A 17,573-nucleotide genomic window follows, 5' to 3' on the forward strand; every position below is an offset into this window, starting at 1 on the left:
AAATGGTGACCCTTTGTAGGCTCTTTACTGTTTTTGCTTTTACCCACTGATGGCATCTATTCGCTTGTGGCTATTTTTTCGCTTTTAGTTTTTATTAATATTGAGAATATATTTAGGTCACATTGAAGTTACTCTCGATTTAAATTAAATTTTTAAAATAAGCACTACCAACTATAATTCTATTAAATAAAGGTATCTAGTTAATATAAAAAATATATATCACTGTATTTATTGCACTCAAACACGGATATCCCGAATAAACATCATTTTAAAAATCGATTTTACCCATCAAATAAATAGCCCTACTATAAATGAATAAAGGAAAATAAATTTATCTTTCATTCTTCTTTTAGATAATACGTTTAAATAATACGGAAATTAACAAATGAAACAGAAAATATTAGCACGTCATTTTGCAGCCTTAGTACTTAGCAGCTTATCTTATCATGCAGCAGCCAACACCACATTTTCAAGTCCTCCTCCATCCTTAAGTAGTATCAACGCGCAAGGTATCAGCACTAATGTTAAAAAAATTAGTGATATCAGCGGAAAAATCAACCATATCAACACTACAATTAACCAAATGGATTCACGCTTTAATAGCGATATTGACACATTAAAACAAAATAATAGTAAACTTAAATCAGAAACTATAGATATACGAAATGATTTAGAAATATTGAATGATGAAATCATTAATTTTGAGAATATAAATGCAAATAAAATACAGAGCAACACTGATTTAATTAATAGTAAAATCACATCAATACAACAAGACAGAGAAAAAAAACACCATGTATTTGACTCAAAATTAAAAGAAGTCGAATTACATTTGCAGGGTGCACTAATTGGTGTCAATGCAGCCGACCAAGTCACCGACCAATTAAATACCAATATTCAAAATCTAGATAACAAAGTAATTGGAAACACCTCATCAATTAATACCCTAAAAAGTGACACCTCGAAAATGCAAAAAGCTAATGAACTCAAATTCACCAACTTAGAAAATAAATTTGATCATGGGATCCACCAGCTTGATAGCAAAATAGATAAACGTGCCCAAGAAGCGAATTCCGGTATTGCATCTGTCGCAGCAATGAGCAATATTCCTTACGCAACAAATACCCGCTTTAGCGCAGGGATTGGTGCAGGTAATTACAAAAATGGCTCAGCAATCGCTGCCGGTGCTCAATATCAATTAAAAGAAAACATCAACTTACGCAGTTCTGTATCTTGGAATAATTCAGATGCTGCCGTTATCGGGGCGGGTGTCGCCTTCGGTTGGTAATTCTCCAACCCATATTGTTCATATCACTTTTATAAATCCGTTATAAGCCTTAACCAATAGTACCAATGATATATTGGTACTATTTTTATTCGCCACACTAATCAATATCAACATTAACTGGCTTTAAATTAAGTTTAATCTTGGCTGTAAGTGATAATGGCAATTGGTGTAGGGTTAATGGTAACCCAAAGATTAGACGTGCCTATACGAGTTGGCGATGACTCACTTACTTTGTTACAGCTAGCCTCTGATTGGCATTTAGTGAGAATGTCACTAGCGACTTGTGAGTTAAACCCTTGCTTTGTCAAATAGCCCATTTCATTTTCTAGCTTCTGTTGGAAGTCCGTAAAATCCGGTTTTGGCGAGGCATAATCCTCGACTCCAACAAGAGTGGTAGCCACTTGAATGAGCGTACCACCATCAAAAGTGAGTTGGTTTTCATAGCTCCAATCATTAAATGGCTTTTGCTGCCCAAAAGTACAAACTGTTTTACTACCGCTTGCTTGGCATTTCCCCGCCTTAATAAAACTGATGCTATCAATGCTTTGCCCCCAGTTTAAGCCAAATGGTGCAGTCGATGTGCTATCACACCCTACCAATAACAGTGCAGTAGCACCAGCTATCATCCATTTCATACCCTTACCTCACAAGTCGATTTTCTTCATGCTACAGCGAGGAGTCGCTAAATTAAAGTAAAAAAGCCATCAACTATTCACACACTCAAAATTAATCTTTAAATTATACATTATTTATTTAACGTTAAATTTACAGATAATTATTTATTATCAATAAGATAAAATTAAAACATATAAATCATCGGATACTCATTGCCAGATTTACCTTAGCTCTATACAATGCTTTTCTTTACACGGCCCCAAAGTCACTGCAATTACAAATAACTATCTTATTATTAGTCAGTTACCCCTCTAGCCATACCTAAAACTCCCTAGATGGTGTTCGAATAACAAGATAGCTGAATCGTTAAAGCTTAACTCTAGAATTAATTGGCTTTGCAGCTAATGGGCTTAGTAACCGATCGGTGGGCTGATAAGCATTCATCATCCGTATTATTAACAAACAACCATAACGTAAAGTGCATATTGTGAAATTACTATTTTGTCTTTCTTTAACAACCGCCATTCTTTCTGGTATATGGGCTTGGGTTGCTGATAGTTTAGGGCTAATCGGCTGGGCAGGCTTTTTAGGATGTACAGCCTATTTTGCTTATCCTAAAGATGGACTAAAAGGGCTGGGTATTACCGCATTAACCGTCTGTAGCGGTGTGGTTTGGGGCTTGGTGATCCTACACAGCGGTGACTACCTGAAGCAATTACCTCACTTTGTAGGGTACTTCGTTACTGGTATTGTTGCCTTTTTGATGTGTATACAAGCCAAAAAACAGTGGCTTTCTTATATACCCGGCACGTTTGTCGGTACCTGTACTATTTTTGCGACAGAAGGTGTTTGGTTGGTCACTATTCAATCACTATTAATTGGCGTGTTATTTGGTTTCGCAATGAAAAAAAGCGGGCTTTGGTTATTTGAAAAATTCTCACTGGGTAAAAACTAAAAAAAACCGCCTATATGGCGGTTTAAATAAATCAATGAAACCAAGGGAATTTCAAACAGATTCGATATTACATTAAAATTCTCTTACGACAATATATAACATTTTGATTTAACTTGTGATTAATTAAAAAATCGACTAGGTATTATTACATAAGCTCACAAATATAATAACGATGAATTTGTTAATAAAATGATAAAATTCCAGTATGGAATATCCATTTAGATTAATAAAGTTTATGTAACTGGTCTAATATCAGTCGCATTCATGTTTACTAACATAAAGATATAGTGGAATTCGGATTTTTCTGTATCTTTCTTTTCTCAAAAAGAGTTAAAAACTATTTATCATTTATCACTATAATTCTCTTTTTTTTCATTCGATCATAGCCTTATGCTTCATTAAAATAAAAAACTAAAGCATAATGAACTGATAATTTTTATATTATCAAGTCGCAATATACGTCAGCTCAAAAAAACACTCATTTATCCTTCTGCTATACTTATACGTGAAATATCTTATGACCCGTAAGTGAATTTAACCAAAGGAAGAAGATATGATTAAAAAAATTTGTTTTTTGGCTTGTTCATTAGCTGTCGTATTCTCTTTAAGCGCATGCAACACCACTAAGGGTGTTGGTGAAGATATAGAAGCTGGTGGGGAAGCCATACAAAGAGTCGCTAAATAAATGCTAACAGGCATCATCGGTAATTATTAACTTTCCCACCTAAAACTTACCTATATACCAAACGGTGATAATTTCGCCGTTTGGTATATAAATTGAAATGCTTATAAATTCTCAAACCTTACTATTTTAAGATACAGGACCTTTTAATATTGGCTAGCAGGGTCACAACTTCATTCTGCCTCTCTTTTACAATGGAAACCACCTAGCTAGGAGAGCATAATGAACCCGAAAAATAAAATTAATGTGTTAGACCTTATTTCACCTGAGATGCAATCTGTAATGCAATTTTATGCAGAAAACCCATCCCCTTCCCCTATTGACACCAGCTACTACGGAATGCGACAAGCGTATATTGAAGATAGAAAATATTGGAATTCAGAAGCGCCAACGATGCACTCCATTCACGATATTCAAGTTCCAACTAAATATGGCAATATTTTGACGCGTATATTTCAGCCGATTAAATCCCCATCAGCCACCTTGTTTTATCTCCATGGCGGTGGGTTTATTTTAGGTAATTTACAGACTCACGAACGTATTATGCGCTTACTGGCACTACATTCGGGCTGTACAGTTATTGGAGTTGATTATTCGTTATCCCCTGAAGCACGCTACCCTCAAGCAATTGAGGAAATATCCATCGTTTATCAGTACTATCAGCAAAATGCTGAACAATATAATATCAATATGCAACAAACTGGCTTTGCCGGTGACTCCGCTGGCGCGATGTTATCTCTTGCTTCTGTACTTTGGTTACGTGATAACACCAGCGAGTGCACCGGCATCAGAGCCCTTTTATTGTGGTATGGACTGTATGGTTTGCAGGATTCAGTAAGCCGACGACTATATGGTGGAGAATGGGATGGGTTACAAAAACAAGATTTAGAAGATTATGATAATGCCTATCTTGGTGAGGCAGGTGATAGAGAAGCGCCTTATTATTGCTTATTCAATAATGACTTAACCTACGGTATTCCACCTTGTTATATTGCCAGTGCTGAGTTTGACCCGCTATTAGATGATAGTTTGGCGTTATTCCGAACACTAGATGCCAATGATATACCTTGTGAATATAAAATGTACCCAGGAACTTTGCACGCCTTCTTACATTATTCACGCATGATGCAAATATCAGACGAGGCGATTCGTGATGGTGCTAATTATTTTATCAAACAACTTTTATAATATTAGCTCAGTATTTATTGAAAATAGCACAAAATAAAACGAAAAAACCTCGCATTTAGCGAGGTTTTTGAATGCTTAGCGATTCGTTTATCGTTATTTAGCGATAACGTTAGCTGCTGCAGGGCCTTTAGCACCATTTTCAATGGTGAATGAAACTTGTTGGCCTTCTGCTAATGATTTGAAGTTATCACTTTGAATTGCAGAAAAGTGAACAAATACATCTTTGCTGCCGTCTGCAGGAGTGATAAAACCAAAACCTTTATCATCGTTAAACCATTTTACTGTACCAGTCATTGTATTAGACATAGAATTTCCTTTAATTTTTTAAAATTGCCATAAGGCATGTTGCGGTTTGTTCTTGTGGTACTTATGGGAATTAATTAGAAGGAATTCGCAATGAAGTGGTATCTGAGATAGCGCTTAATGGTGAACATCTTAAAACTGACTAACATAAATAGGCCTGTACTTCCAAACCAGTGAGCATATTAAGCCACACTTATAATTAAATGGCAAATTTTATTTTCGCAATCCATTTGCCACACCAATACTTCACGCATTAATTGTAAATAATATAGATATCATTTAATCCACTAATATTATAAATATTAGGCAGTTAGTCATCTCATTATAATATGCGTCGTCATACCTAGTATCTATCAAAAACACCGTAATCCGGCCTTTCACCTCTCATCACAGCTCGCTGTTGCTCATGCACGGCTTCTCTATCAATTTTTTTTTGTTCCGATGAACGGGCGTCTTTATTTGGCTTCGGCCATGTTGACTTATTGGGCTCAAAAGAAGGCGTAAATGTACAGCCTGTCACTAAAAAGAGGCAAAAAAGCGAAGAGATTAATTTCATAATGATTTACTTGGGTAATTATTGATAATAGAAAAACCTAACAAAATTAAATATCGATAACAACCTTAAATATCCTATGTGAATGTTGAAAACATTAAGGATTGGCGGCTTAATCCTATTTAAATGAATAATAGGTAATAGAAACTACTATAAAAAAACATCAATCAACTGACTGATTTATTCCATAATATAAAAAGAATAGCTATTTATCGCGGCCTGTTTTAATGCATTTTCAATTTATCAATAAGTATTGCAATATCCAAACTTCCTTCTATGAGAACCTTTTTATAATCCAAATGTCTATTGACTTATAATCACAACTTTTTGGAGATATTTGGGGTACATGAAAAGCCTAATCTCGTTGATATCTATCGCAGCAATGTGTATTGCAGGGTATTTGGTTTACATAGCGGTGCTGTACATCAAAGTACGCTTTTAGTCACTACAATCTGCCTATGCATACTGTTAACTATCTCTCTAAAAAACCAACAAAAAATTTATTGTTCTTCCTAATTTGTATTCTATTTTCAGCGTTGAGTTGCATTTTTGTGCTCTCATTTAGATTGAGCATTTAAACCAACTTGAATCTGTTGCTAATATCAAGATCTTCATCAAATGACATTAGGCGTGTTATGGAAAATTATAAAGTAATTGAAAAAAAAGGTTGGCATAGAAAAGAGCATTTTGAATTTTATAGCAAATTTGATAACTCTTGCTTTAATTTATGTGTACCCGTGAGCGCTCAAAAATTATATGAATTCGCTAAAGACAAGAATAAATCATTTTTCCAGTTAGCCTTGTATGGAATACTCCATTCAGCCAATGCTATTCCTCAACTAAAACAGAGAGTAATCAATGGAAATATTATTGAGTATAGTAGCATTGATGTTATGACCCCTATATTAACTGAACAGAATGGTTTTCGTCAGATTCTATGTGAAAATGCCGCTGTATTTTCTGATTTTAGCAATCAAGTAAGTCAAAAAATAAAAGAAGTCAAAAATTCTAGTGCAGGCCCTTTATTAATTAAGGATGAGCGTTTTTTTTGTGCAAGCTGCCTACCTTGGGTACATTTTAGCTCAATAACCCATGCTGAGTTACATTTTGGCTCAGCAGTTCCAACCTTAACATGGGGTAAATTAAAGGATGGGGTAATTCCGGTTGCGTGTAAGTTTAGCCATGCCTTCGTTGATGGCTTCCACGCCGGTCAATTTTTTGCGCTCATAGAGGAAGCTTTTCAAAATCCCGATTCTTTATATTCTACCAATATCAGCAAACCTGCACTCTGATATGCAATGGCCAAAAGTGAACCAAAAATTTTAACAGGAAATGAATTTAATAAAGAATAAACTCATATTTTCCTTACAGTATATAAATACTATTTTAAATATTTAAAGGAGGGGCAATGAAGCTTATCGCAATAGACCATGTCCACGTGTATGTCGATGATCTTGATAGCCCCATCACAGCCCTAAGCAAGCAATGGCAAGGAAATTAATTTATAATATTCAACTAATTATATGCATCACACTGGCATTGACATAATTTCTTGATAGGCAGCTACCAGCTTATTACGCACTTGAATACCCATTTGTAAACTTAAACTGGCTTTTTGCATATCGACCATTACATCATTTAAGGAAATATCTTGCTTTCCTAACGTGAAATTTTCAATTTGCTTTGCTGAATCATTACGTGTTTTATTAATTTGATTTACAGAAGCAACCAGATGGTCAGCAAATCCAACTGGCTCTATTGCTGGTTTTATTGGGTTAGTGGCTTGGGTTGCCACGACATTTAATTGTGAAATAACCCCTTCAATGGCTTGAACTGTCATTCGATTCTCTTCTTATTCATTACTGTGAATTTTTCACTAACCTATATTGGCCAGCTTACCCTATCACACCCTTTTTAACTTGAAGCCGATAAATAACACCAATTTTATAGGCTGATTCCGTCATTAGATTCCCGCAAGACAAGAAATAATAGCAAAGTGAAAAAGTGACGTTACGAAGAAGGAAATAACATTGTTTCACCAAAAGTATTTTCATCCGTCTAGTAGTCTGCCAAGCAGGGAATATTTATGAGTGCCGCATCTAAAGACACGGGGGAGGCCAAAAAGGGTTTTGCCTCTATAGTTGAAAGGATTAAAGCTGATCCTAAAATACCGTTAATGATTGCGGCGGCTGCGGCTGTTTCAATTATTGTCGCCCTTCTCCTCTGGTTACGTAGCCCTGACTACCGTGTACTTCTTAGCAATTTAAGTGCTAAAGATGGTGGCGATATTGTTGGCCAGCTAACTCAGATGAATGTGCCATATCAAATTGCTGATAATGGTAGCGCTATTTTAGTTCCTGCAGATAAAGTGCACGAATTACGTTTAAAGCTCGCTCAATCAGGTTTACCTAAAGGTGGCAATACGGGTTTTGAATTATTAGATAAAGAACAATTTGGTATTAGCCAATTTAGTGAACAAATCAACTACCAACGTGCGCTAGAGGGTGAACTCTCTCGAACTATTGAATCATTAAGCCCAGTACAAAGTGCTCGGGTGCATTTAGCGATTCCTAAACCGACCTTATTTGTGCGTGAGCAAAAGCTACCAACAGCTTCGGTGACGGTCGGTTTATTGCCTGGAAGAATGCTCGATGAGGGACAAATTAGCGCCATTGTCCATATGGTATCCAGCAGTGTCACCGGATTAACTGCAAGCAATGTCATTATTGTTGACCAAGCGGGTCGTTTACTGACCAATAACGATAATAGCCAGCAGTCGGCTAATAGTGCACAAATAAAAATGACCAAAGAGATGGAGTCACATCTCAAGCAGCGTATTGAAGATATTTTGTCCCCTCTCGTCGGGCGCGCCAATATCCATGCACAGGTTACCGCACAAATGGATTTCTCTAAAGTGGAGCAAACTTCAGAGGAATATAAGCCAAACCAAACGCCAGATAGCGCTGCTATTCGTTCCCGCCAAAATAGCCAAAGTATGCAAAATAACAATGGTGGAACAGGCGGAGTACCAGGAGCGCTTTCAAATCAACCTGTTAGTGCACCAAATGCACCAATTGAAACCAATAAAGACAATAAAGATGGCACTCAAACAGCAAATAACCGTAATAGCGTCTCAAACTCACAAAGCGATGAAACCACAAATTACGAGGTAGATCGCAAAATTAGTCATACCCAACGGCAAATTGGTGTCGTCGATAGGCTCTCGGTCGCAGTTATTGTTAATTACCATTCACAAGAAGGCGAAAATGGCCCAGAAATGAAGCCATTGCCGCCAGAAATACTGCAACAAATTGAAGCATTAACACGCGAAGCAATGGGTTTTTCCACTGCACGAGGGGACTCTCTCAACATTACTAATTCATTGTTTACCAATGAGACGCCTGTTGAAGAAGTGCCATCGTTGCTTGAAAGCCCACAATTTATTGCTCAGCTTCTGGATTACGGAAAAATACTGCTTATTACTATTATTGCTTGGTTTATGTGGCGTTTTGGTATCAAACCTCAATGGGTTAAATACCGTAAAACACAGCAAGCTCAAGCCGATGCGGAAGTTTTCGTTGCAACACAAATGAAAACCCCGCTCGTGGTTGATGAAGTGATTGATGAAGATATGGATGAGCAAACGCGTCGTCGCCTGACTCGTCAACGTGTTAGCGCAGAAATCCAAAGCCAACGCATACGTGAAATGGCAGAAAAAGACCCACAAATCGTGGCAATGGTTATCCGTCAGTGGTTAGGAAAATCCCAATGAGTCTAAGTGGAACAGAAAAAAGTGCCGTCATGTTAATGACACTCGGTGAAGATCAGGCTGCTGAAGTGTTTAAGCACCTGAACCCTAAAGAAGTTCAGCAATTGAGTATGGCGGTGTCAAACATGCGCCAAATCTCAAATAATGAACTGGCGGAAGTGTTAACGGAATTTGAAGAGTCTGCAATTCAATTTGCGGCGCTTAATATTAACACCAACGATTACTTGCGTTCTGTATTGATAAAAGCTCTGGGCGAAGAACGTGCTGCGAGCCTGCTGGAAGATATCTTTGAAAAACAAGAAACAACCTCAGGGATCGAAAGCCTCAACTATATGGAACCACAAACCGTTGCCGATATTATTCGCGATGAACATCCACAAATTATCGCCACCATTTTGGTTCATTTAAAACGCAACCTTGCAGCAGATGTACTTGAATTATTCGAAGAGCGCCAACGCAACGATATTATGTTACGTATCGCCACCTTTGGTGGTGTACAACCTGCGGCATTAGCGGAATTGACTGAGGTATTGAACAATTTACTGGATGGTCAAAACCTCAAACGCAGCAAAATGGGTGGCGTAAGAACCGCGGCAGAAATCATCAACTTAATGAAAAGCCAGCAAGAAGAAAGCGTTATCGATGCAATGCGTGATTACGATGGTGAACTGGCTCAACGTATTATTGACGAAATGTTCCTATTCGAAAACCTTATCGAGGTGGACAACCGCAGCATTCAACGTATTTTGCAAGATGTTTCGACCGACTCGCTGGTTATTGCCCTCAAAGGCAGCAACCAAGCTCTGCGCGACCATTTCCTCAACAATATGGCCGCTCGTGCAGCAGAAATCGTGCGCGACGATTTGGAATCTCGTTCTCCTGTGCGTATGTCTCAAGTGGAAAACGAACAAAAAGCCATTTTGCTTATCGTTCGTCGTTTAGTCGAAAAAGGCGAAATCGCTATAGGTGGTGGAGACGACGTGTATGTCTAAGTCAACAATTCCAAATGACCAATGGCAACCTTGGCAACTCCGTGAGCTTAATCAATGGGATCTCAACTCAGGCATTCCTGCATTGAGTGATGTTCCTGAGCCTGACGCGCCAAAAGTCCCATGCCTTGAGCCGAAAGAAGTGTTAGAGCAAATTAACTTGCTCGATAACATAAAAGAAGATGCACAGCGTACTGGCTACCAACAAGGGCATGAAAAAGGCCAGCAAGAAGGTTATCAAGCTGGCTTTGAGCAAGGCTTGCGAGCTGGAGAAGAACAAGGGCGTGAGCAAGCGCTCGCTATGCAACAACCCGTGATTGAAACATGGCAAAAATTGCTGTCTGAATTCAATTATTCACTCGATACCTTTGATACGGTCGTAACCACTAAGCTGTTACAGATAGCGTTGACCGCCGCTAAGCAAGTCTTAGGTCAATCAACCGTCTGTGATGGTACAGCATTACTGGAAGAGATCAGTCATTTACTCCAGCAAAAACCGATTTTTGCTGGGCAACCTGAGCTGCACGTCAACCCAAATCATTTTGAATTAATCGAGCAACATCTCGGTTCCCTACTCAACTTGAATGGCTGGCGCTTAGTGGCTGACCCTAAACTGCATATCGGTGGTTGTCGAGTCGTCGCAGAAGACGGTGAAATCGATATGACTGTGGCAACACGTTGGCAAGAACTGTGCCGTTTATATGCACCGGAGAGCTTTTCATGACGGCACGATTGGGACGCTGGATTGCCTCGTTGGACGATTTAGAATCGCGGATGAAAGGGATCCCGATGGTGCGTCGTTATGGCCGCCTCACAAAAATCACTGGCTTAGTGATGGAAGCCGAAGGCATTAAAATGCCTTTAGGGGCAACCTGCTTTATTGAGCGCTCTATTAATGGCGGTTCAGACGAAGTGGTATGTGAAGTTGTCGGTTTTAATGGCCCAAGAATGTTATTGATGCCATTGGCCGATCTTGAAGGGATCTCTCCTGGCGCTCGAGTCTATGCACAATCGACAGGGGAAGACGGGCAAACTAGCCGTTTATTGCCTATTGGTAATGAATTATTAGGCAGAGTACTTGATGCGCAAGGTAATCCATTAGACGGAAAAGGTCCATTGGAGGTAAAAACACGTGCTCCGTTAATCACTCCACCAATTAACCCATTGGAACGAACGCCCATTAGCAATGTATTGGATGTCGGCGTTCGTGCAATCAATGCGTTATTAACAGTTGGTCGAGGCCAGCGCATGGGGTTATTTGCAGGCTCTGGTGTGGGAAAAAGCGTGTTACTTGGCATGATGGCTCGCTTTACACAAGCCGATATTATCGTCGTCGGGTTGATTGGTGAACGAGGTCGTGAAGTCAAAGATTTCATTGAAAATATCTTAGGGGCTGATGGCTTAAAACGTGCCGTTGTCGTTGCAGCGCCAGCCGATGTGTCCCCTTTATTGCGCATGCAAGGCGCCTCTTATGCCACTCGTATCGCTGAATATTTTCGCGATAAAGGTTTAAGTGTGCTGTTGATTATGGATTCACTCACTCGCTACAGCATGGCACAACGGGAAATTGCGTTAGCCGTCGGTGAACCCCCAGCAACGAAAGGCTATCCACCTTCTGTATTTGCCAAATTACCGGCATTAGTTGAGCGTGCAGGGAATGGGAAAAATGGTGGGTCAATTACCGCTTTCTATACCGTTTTAACGGAAGGGGATGACCAACAAGACCCAATTGCTGACTCGGCTCGCGCCATTTTGGATGGCCATATTGTTCTTTCACGTTCACTGGCAGAGTCAGGGCATTACCCTGCGATTGATATCGAGGCATCCATCAGCCGAGCAATGACGGAGCTAATTCCTAAAGAGCATTACCGAAAAATTCAACGTTTCAAGCAGTTAACGTCTAGTTATCAACGCAACCGAGATTTAATTAACGTCGGTGCGTACGCCATGGGGAGTGACCCCATGTTGGATACAGCAATTCAATATTACCCACGGATGTCGAAGTTCTTGCAGCAAGATATTGATGAGCGGTGTGATTATCAAACCGCATGCGAACAGCTGACTCAAGTGGTTCCCAACGAATAGCGAGGGGATAAATGGCCAAAAATAATGCCTTAACAACATTACTCACCTTAGCTGTCGAAGCCTCGGAAGAAGCGGCGAAAGTGTTAGCTCAAGTACGCCAAACGCATACACAAATGGCGCAACAGCTGAGTATGTTGGAAAACTATCAATCCGAATATCGTCAAAAACTCAACCAAACCTTGCATACAGGTATGGAATCGGATAAGTGGCAGAATTATCAGCAATTTTTGGTCACATTGGAACTGACCATTGAGCAACAGCAACAGCAACTGAATTTATGGGAACAACGCGTTAACGACGCTAACCGTCATTGGCAAGAAAAACAACAACGAGTCAATGCGTTCGATACGTTAATTCAACGCGCTGAACATACTGAATACCAACGTCAAAACCGCTTAGAACAAAAGCAAATGGATGAGTTTGCTCAACGAGCGACTTTACGGAGACCTCAATAAATGGACATCAACGCTCTGAATGTGCCAGCTTCATCATCGACGAAAAATGGCAATCTACCACAAAATGAATCGCGCGCTGATGAAAATCAAGCCCCTGCTCTTCCCTTTCAAGCCATGCTTGATAGCCAGCACCCGATTGAAAAACAAAACGTTACTAATCAACCTGTTAATGAGGAAGCTCTTAATAAAGACATTGTCGACAACAAATTGGCAATAGCGGGTAAAGAAATGATAGAGCAAACCCAAGCTGGACAAAAAACGGCTGAAAGTGCCATAGAACAGCTCAATTTCAGCCGTAACTTACGGGCTGATAGTGTACAAACTGCCCTTAATACTGACTTATTGACAGGTAAAGATGCCAACGAGCAAGCATGGTTAAATAGCTTGAAACAGTCATTAGCAGGCCAAGTACAAACAGGAGCGAATACCACAATCCGAACTGAAGCTCATCCAGCTTTAGGGGCATTTAGTCAAAAAATGCAACATCTAACAGATAATACAAATGGCATCATTAATCAAGATGATAGCAAACACCTTGAAGGTTCACAGTTACAGTTAGCAGGCGAAGAAGACAGCCCAGAGCTTGGGGTATTTATTAAGAATGAAAAAGAAGAACGTCGTGACCAGTCTCTTTTTTCCCTTGATAACCCAAAAGAGATACGCGGAAAAAATTTAACTACCGATTTTATGCCATTGAATAAAAAAGTGAGCGATAAAGAACCGGCATTAAACCTACAAAATGTTTCAAGTGATGCCCTGAACCAAACCACAAAAGGTGCCTTTACCTTACAAACTGAAACTGGTGCTTTTACCACCACATCGTCACAACATACAACAACTGCGCCGATTAGCATGATGCCAACGACATCAACAGCCCAAGCGGCAACGATGAATGCGCCAACGGCTACACCAACCCTGCATTTAGCCAGCCAATTAGGTAGCGAAGCATGGCAGCAGCAATTAAGCCAACATATGCTGTTTTTCTCTCGCCAAGGGGTTTCTCAAGCGCAAATTCGTTTGCACCCTGAAGAGTTAGGTTCGCTAAATGTGCATTTACGTATCGAAGATAACCAAGCGGTAATGCACTTTGTGTCCCCGCATAGCAATGTACGTGCTGCTATGGAGTCGATGATGCCAGTGCTCCGCAGTGCATTACAAGAAAGTGGTATTCATCTCGCTCAGGGCTCTGTTGGCCAAGATAACTTGAACCATCAATCTGATAGCTCACAGCAAAATACCCACCAACACGATGGACAAATTCAAGCAACACATCCATCCGTGGGAGCTGTTGGTATCAGCGAAGCGAATGCCACTGTTGCACCAATAGCTACGGCATCACGACAAGGTGGCATTAACACTTTTGCCTAAAAAATAAACAAATTGCGGTAATTTCCTAGCTAAAGCGCCGAGTTACCGCCTTTTTGTTTCGTTTTTCACTCCTTTAACTCTTGGCAACCAAGCCATAATGCTAGAGATCATAACGTAAAAACCCATTTGGGTTTAGCATCCAAGAAACAGGAATTCAGCTAAATGTCGTCGAGCAAAAAATCAAAAAGTTCCAATAAAGGGTTGCTTATTTTACTTACCCTTATCGCCCTTGCTGGTGCAGGGTTTGGAGGGTATACCTGGTGGACGACACAACAAGGCACACAAACGGCGAATGAGGAAGAAAAGCGTCCGAACATGCCGCAACCTATTTTTATGGAATTAGAGCCATTTACCGTCAATTTAACCGGTGCTGCCGATGCGCCTGATCGTGTGCTTTATATCCATGTGACCTTGCGACTGGCGAATGAAAAATCGCGTAAACAACTTCATGAATACCTCCCTGAAGTACGTAGCCGTATGTTACTGCTGCTTTCAGAGCAAAAAGCAAAAAATATCGAGACGCATGAAGGTAAGTTGCAGTTAATGAAAGATATCAAGCAAACACTTACCCCTACCCTGATCCCGGGGGATACCGATCAGGATATTTCTGATGTGTTATTTACTACTTTTATTCTGCGGTAATATTCATGAGCGATAATATTTTATCTCAGGCCGAAATTGATGCGCTGCTTAATGATGATACGCCATCAAGCAGTACGCCTGCGCCAGAGACTCAAGGGAAAGATAATGTTCGCCCTTACGACCCGAATACTCAACGTCGGGTTATTCGTGAGCGAATGCAGTCTCTCGAAATCATCAATGAACGTTTTGCTCGCCAGTTCCGTATGGGTTTGTTCAATATGTTACGCCGCAGTCCAGACATTACGGTGGGTGGCATTAAAATTGAACCTTACCATGAGTTTGCGCGTAATTTACCGGTACCAACCAACCTCAACTTAATTCATATGCCTCCGTTACGCGGTACGGCATTGTTTACCTTTGAACCCGCACTAGTTTATATCGCTGTCGACAACCTATTTGGTGGAGATGGTCGCTTCCCTGTACGGCAAGAAGGTAAAGAGTTTACCAATACTGAACAACGCATTATCAATCGCATGCTCAAATTAGCTTTAGGGGCTTATCGCGATGCTTGGAAACCAATTGCTGATATTGAAGTGGAATATGTACGTTCTGAAATCCAAGTCAAATTCACCAATATCACTACCTCTCCTAATGACATTGTGGTTACCACTCCATTTTTAGTAGAGATAGGCAATACCGTTGGTGAATTCAGTATTTGTATTCCAATTGCCATGATCGAGCCATTGCGTGAGCGCTTGATTAACCCACCAATGGAGCAAGGTCACCAAGAAAATGAAACGTGGGTAACCAATCTTGTTACCCAAGTAAAACGCTCTGAACTTGAATTGGTTGCCAACTTTGTTGACATTCCAATGCGAATTTCTCGCTTACTGCAACTGCAAAAAGGGGATGTGATCCCAATTGAGAAACCTGACCGCCTCATCGTTAATGTTGATGGTGTTCCCGTATTAACCAGTCAATACGGTACTCAAAATGGCCAGTATGCATTGCGTGTAGAACATTTGATTAACCCTGTATTAAACACTCTAGATGAGGAAAGTACCAATGAGTGAGGCGAAGAACTCTCCTGATGCATCAACCAATCACGATAGTGAAGACCTATGGGCTGAAGCGCTGGAACAGCAAAAAAAAGCGGAATCCGCCTCAGCTGGTGCACAGGCTTTCGACAATTTTGATGGACAAAACCCGCTAAATCAGCTGTCCGATATCGATATGATCATGGACATCCCAGTGCGTCTTTCTGTTGAATTGGGCCGCACTAAAATGACCATTAAAAAGTTACTGAGCTTATCCCAAGGTTCAGTGGTTTCTCTGGATGGCTTAGCGGGTGAGCCGCTGGATATTTTAATCAATGGCTATTTAATTGCGCAAGGTGAAGTGGTCGTGGTTTCAGACAATTACGGTATTCGTATCACTGACATCATCACGCCTTCTGAACGTATGCGCCGTTTAAGTCGTTAATTAACAACGTGAGTCGCTAATAATGGCAATATCCAATCAAACTGAGCAGGCACCGACATCTGTGCCTTTTTTATCAACAACCGTTTCCTCGAGTGAACCGAATGCGCCTGCTATTGACCATAATGATAGCTTAACGCAGATATCCGGTACTTTAGGGGGGATTATTTTATTGATATTAGCAGGTGCTTGGTTGGTGAAAAAATTAGGATTTGCGCCAAAAAAAATGGGCAATGAGCAAATCATAAAAGTCAAAAGCCGCTGCTCATTAGGAAATAAAGAACGCGTTGTGGTGGTTGAGGTGAATAATGAGTGCTTAGTATTAGGTGTTACCGCACAAAATATCAGCCTGTTACACCAATATTCATCAGAACCTGAAAGCACAACGGTATTGCCAGTTGAACCGCTCACATTTCAGTCTTTATTAAAGAAAAAACAAGAGGCTGCAAAATTTGCAGCTTCAGTGACATCTATGCATAAGTAATCGGAAGCACTCATGTTACCTCTAAAATCTCTTTTCACGATTACTGCTCTCTTGTTTTTACTGCCGAATTCAGCTTCTGCGGCACTACCTGCCGTTATTAGCCATTCTTTAGCAGATGGGGGACAAACTTGGTCTTTACCCGTTCAAACCCTATTATTTTTGACCTTATTAGGCTTTATTCCGGCTTTATTGTTAATGATGACCAGTTTTACTCGCATCATTATTGTTTTAGGTTTATTGCGTAACGCACTCGGAACACCCTCCGCGCCTCCGAATCAAGTCTTACTCGGCTTGGCGCTATTTTTGACCTTTTTTGTGATGTCACCCGTTGCTGACCAAGTTTACCGCGAAGCCTACCAGCCGTTTAGCGAAGACAAAATTAGCCTTGAAACCGCTTTAGAGAAAGGCACTGCACCATTAAGAACCTTCATGTTAGGGCAAACGCGTGAATCCGACTTAGCCCTGTTTGCAAGGATAGCTAAAGTCGGTGAAATTCAAGAAGCGAAAGATGTTCCGTTACGTATTTTAGTGCCCGCTTTTATTACCAGTGAATTAAAAACCGCATTCCAAATTGGTTTTACCATTTTTATTCCATTTTTAATCATCGACTTAGTGGTTGCCAGTGTTTTAATGGCATTAGGAATGATGATGGTTCCACCTGCAACAGTTTCTTTGCCATTTAAATTAATGTTGTTTGTTTTAGTTGATGGCTGGCAATTATTACTTGGCTCATTATCGCAAAGCTTTTTTAATTAGGATTATTTTACTCGGAGTAGTT

20 protein-coding genes are annotated in these 17,573 nt (G+C 40.1%); 16 read left to right on the plus strand and 4 right to left on the minus strand.

The genetic code is table 11. The annotated features are described in order from the left end of the window. Nucleotides 1-385 precede the first annotated feature (385 nt). On the plus strand, nucleotides 386-1,288 hold the full coding sequence (locus tag PSE60_RS08940) for a YadA-like family protein (protein WP_272665182.1): 903 nt from the start codon (nucleotides 386-388) through the stop codon (nucleotides 1,286-1,288). Between the two features lie 134 nt (nucleotides 1,289-1,422). Here the strand turns inward: PSE60_RS08940 and PSE60_RS08945 are convergent, their stop codons facing one another. Continuing rightward, complete coding sequence (locus PSE60_RS08945) at nucleotides 1,423-1,923, minus strand: hypothetical protein (protein WP_272665183.1); 501 nt, start codon at nucleotides 1,921-1,923, stop codon at nucleotides 1,423-1,425. Between the two features lie 467 nt (nucleotides 1,924-2,390). On the opposite strand from PSE60_RS08945, the gene PSE60_RS08950 reads away from it, so the two are divergent. From PSE60_RS08950 to aes, 3 genes are all read left to right on the plus strand, one after another. Continuing rightward, nucleotides 2,391-2,858 (plus strand): DUF1097 domain-containing protein, encoded by a 468-nt coding sequence (locus PSE60_RS08950; protein WP_272665184.1) that lies wholly within the window; start codon nucleotides 2,391-2,393, stop codon nucleotides 2,856-2,858. Between the two features lie 553 nt (nucleotides 2,859-3,411). After that, nucleotides 3,412-3,543: an entericidin A/B family lipoprotein gene (locus PSE60_RS08955; RefSeq protein ID WP_210838231.1), complete on the plus strand. Its 132-nt coding sequence runs from the start codon at nucleotides 3,412-3,414 to the stop codon at nucleotides 3,541-3,543. Between the two features lie 219 nt (nucleotides 3,544-3,762). After that, nucleotides 3,763-4,728, plus strand: a complete 966-nt coding sequence (gene aes / locus PSE60_RS08960; RefSeq protein ID WP_272665186.1) for an acetyl esterase — start codon at nucleotides 3,763-3,765, stop codon at nucleotides 4,726-4,728. Nucleotides 4,729-4,821: 93 nt separating this feature from the next. Here aes and cspE read toward each other — a convergent pair whose 3' ends face one another. Together cspE and PSE60_RS08970 are read right to left on the minus strand one after the other, a co-directional pair. Beyond that, entirely contained in the window at nucleotides 4,822-5,034 is a 213-nt protein-coding gene (gene cspE / locus PSE60_RS08965) for a transcription antiterminator/RNA stability regulator CspE (protein WP_036957846.1), read from the minus strand. Between the two features lie 340 nt (nucleotides 5,035-5,374). Next, a complete protein-coding gene (locus PSE60_RS08970; protein ID WP_210838235.1) occupies nucleotides 5,375-5,587 on the minus strand; it encodes an AAA family ATPase in 213 nt (70 codons plus the stop codon). A 632-nt stretch (nucleotides 5,588-6,219) separates the two neighbouring features. On the opposite strand from PSE60_RS08970, the gene PSE60_RS08975 reads away from it, so the two are divergent. After that, nucleotides 6,220-6,876, plus strand: coding sequence for a CatA-like O-acetyltransferase, family 1 (locus PSE60_RS08975; RefSeq protein ID WP_272665187.1), 657 nt, complete (start codon nucleotides 6,220-6,222; stop codon nucleotides 6,874-6,876). A 236-nt stretch (nucleotides 6,877-7,112) separates the two neighbouring features. On the opposite strand, the gene fliE is transcribed toward PSE60_RS08975, so the two are convergent. Beyond that, nucleotides 7,113-7,424, minus strand: coding sequence for a flagellar hook-basal body complex protein FliE (fliE, locus tag PSE60_RS08980; protein WP_004909916.1), 312 nt, complete (start codon nucleotides 7,422-7,424; stop codon nucleotides 7,113-7,115). Between the two features lie 246 nt (nucleotides 7,425-7,670). On the opposite strand from fliE, the gene fliF reads away from it, so the two are divergent. The 11 genes from fliF to fliP all read left to right on the plus strand — a co-directional run bounded on the left by fliF (nucleotide 7,671) and on the right by fliP (nucleotide 17,551). Continuing rightward, nucleotides 7,671-9,356: a flagellar basal-body MS-ring/collar protein FliF gene (fliF, locus tag PSE60_RS08985; RefSeq protein WP_272665188.1), complete on the plus strand. Its 1,686-nt coding sequence runs from the start codon at nucleotides 7,671-7,673 to the stop codon at nucleotides 9,354-9,356. After that, nucleotides 9,353-10,345 carry a flagellar motor switch protein FliG gene (gene fliG, locus PSE60_RS08990; RefSeq protein ID WP_004909913.1) on the plus strand — a complete coding sequence of 331 codons (993 nt, stop codon included), beginning with the start codon at nucleotides 9,353-9,355 and terminating at the stop codon, nucleotides 10,343-10,345. Before fliF ends, fliG begins: the two co-directional genes overlap by 4 nt. Next, on the plus strand, nucleotides 10,338-11,066 hold the full coding sequence (fliH, locus tag PSE60_RS08995) for a flagellar assembly protein FliH (RefSeq protein ID WP_109911169.1): 729 nt from the start codon (nucleotides 10,338-10,340) through the stop codon (nucleotides 11,064-11,066). Before fliG ends, fliH begins: the two co-directional genes overlap by 8 nt. Continuing rightward, complete coding sequence (gene fliI / locus PSE60_RS09000; RefSeq protein WP_272665189.1) at nucleotides 11,063-12,427, plus strand: flagellar protein export ATPase FliI; 1,365 nt, start codon at nucleotides 11,063-11,065, stop codon at nucleotides 12,425-12,427. Before fliH ends, fliI begins: the two co-directional genes overlap by 4 nt. Nucleotides 12,428-12,438: 11 nt before the next feature. Further along, nucleotides 12,439-12,882, plus strand: coding sequence for a flagellar export protein FliJ (fliJ, locus tag PSE60_RS09005; RefSeq protein ID WP_210838241.1), 444 nt, complete (start codon nucleotides 12,439-12,441; stop codon nucleotides 12,880-12,882). Further along, nucleotides 12,883-14,250 carry a flagellar hook-length control protein FliK gene (locus PSE60_RS09010; RefSeq protein WP_272665190.1) on the plus strand — a complete coding sequence of 456 codons (1,368 nt, stop codon included), beginning with the start codon at nucleotides 12,883-12,885 and terminating at the stop codon, nucleotides 14,248-14,250. A gap of 162 nt (nucleotides 14,251-14,412) precedes the next feature. Then, nucleotides 14,413-14,892 (plus strand): flagellar basal body-associated protein FliL, encoded by a 480-nt coding sequence (gene fliL / locus PSE60_RS09015; protein ID WP_109911167.1) that lies wholly within the window; start codon nucleotides 14,413-14,415, stop codon nucleotides 14,890-14,892. A 5-nt stretch (nucleotides 14,893-14,897) separates the two neighbouring features. After that, on the plus strand, nucleotides 14,898-15,905 hold the full coding sequence (gene fliM / locus PSE60_RS09020; RefSeq protein WP_210838245.1) for a flagellar motor switch protein FliM: 1,008 nt from the start codon (nucleotides 14,898-14,900) through the stop codon (nucleotides 15,903-15,905). Beyond that, entirely contained in the window at nucleotides 15,898-16,314 is a 417-nt protein-coding gene (fliN, locus tag PSE60_RS09025; protein ID WP_004255621.1) for a flagellar motor switch protein FliN, read from the plus strand. Before fliM ends, fliN begins: the two co-directional genes overlap by 8 nt. Nucleotides 16,315-16,336: 22 nt before the next feature. Further along, nucleotides 16,337-16,795 (plus strand): flagellar biosynthetic protein FliO, encoded by a 459-nt coding sequence (gene fliO, locus PSE60_RS09030; RefSeq protein ID WP_272665191.1) that lies wholly within the window; start codon nucleotides 16,337-16,339, stop codon nucleotides 16,793-16,795. A 12-nt stretch (nucleotides 16,796-16,807) separates the two neighbouring features. Continuing rightward, on the plus strand, nucleotides 16,808-17,551 hold the full coding sequence (fliP, locus tag PSE60_RS09035; RefSeq protein WP_004909893.1) for a flagellar type III secretion system pore protein FliP: 744 nt from the start codon (nucleotides 16,808-16,810) through the stop codon (nucleotides 17,549-17,551). Nucleotides 17,552-17,573: the final 22 nt, after the last annotated feature.

Source organism: Providencia sp. PROV174, from assembly GCF_028480685.1.
Taxonomy (GTDB): Bacteria; Pseudomonadota; Gammaproteobacteria; order Enterobacterales; family Enterobacteriaceae; genus Providencia; species Providencia rettgeri.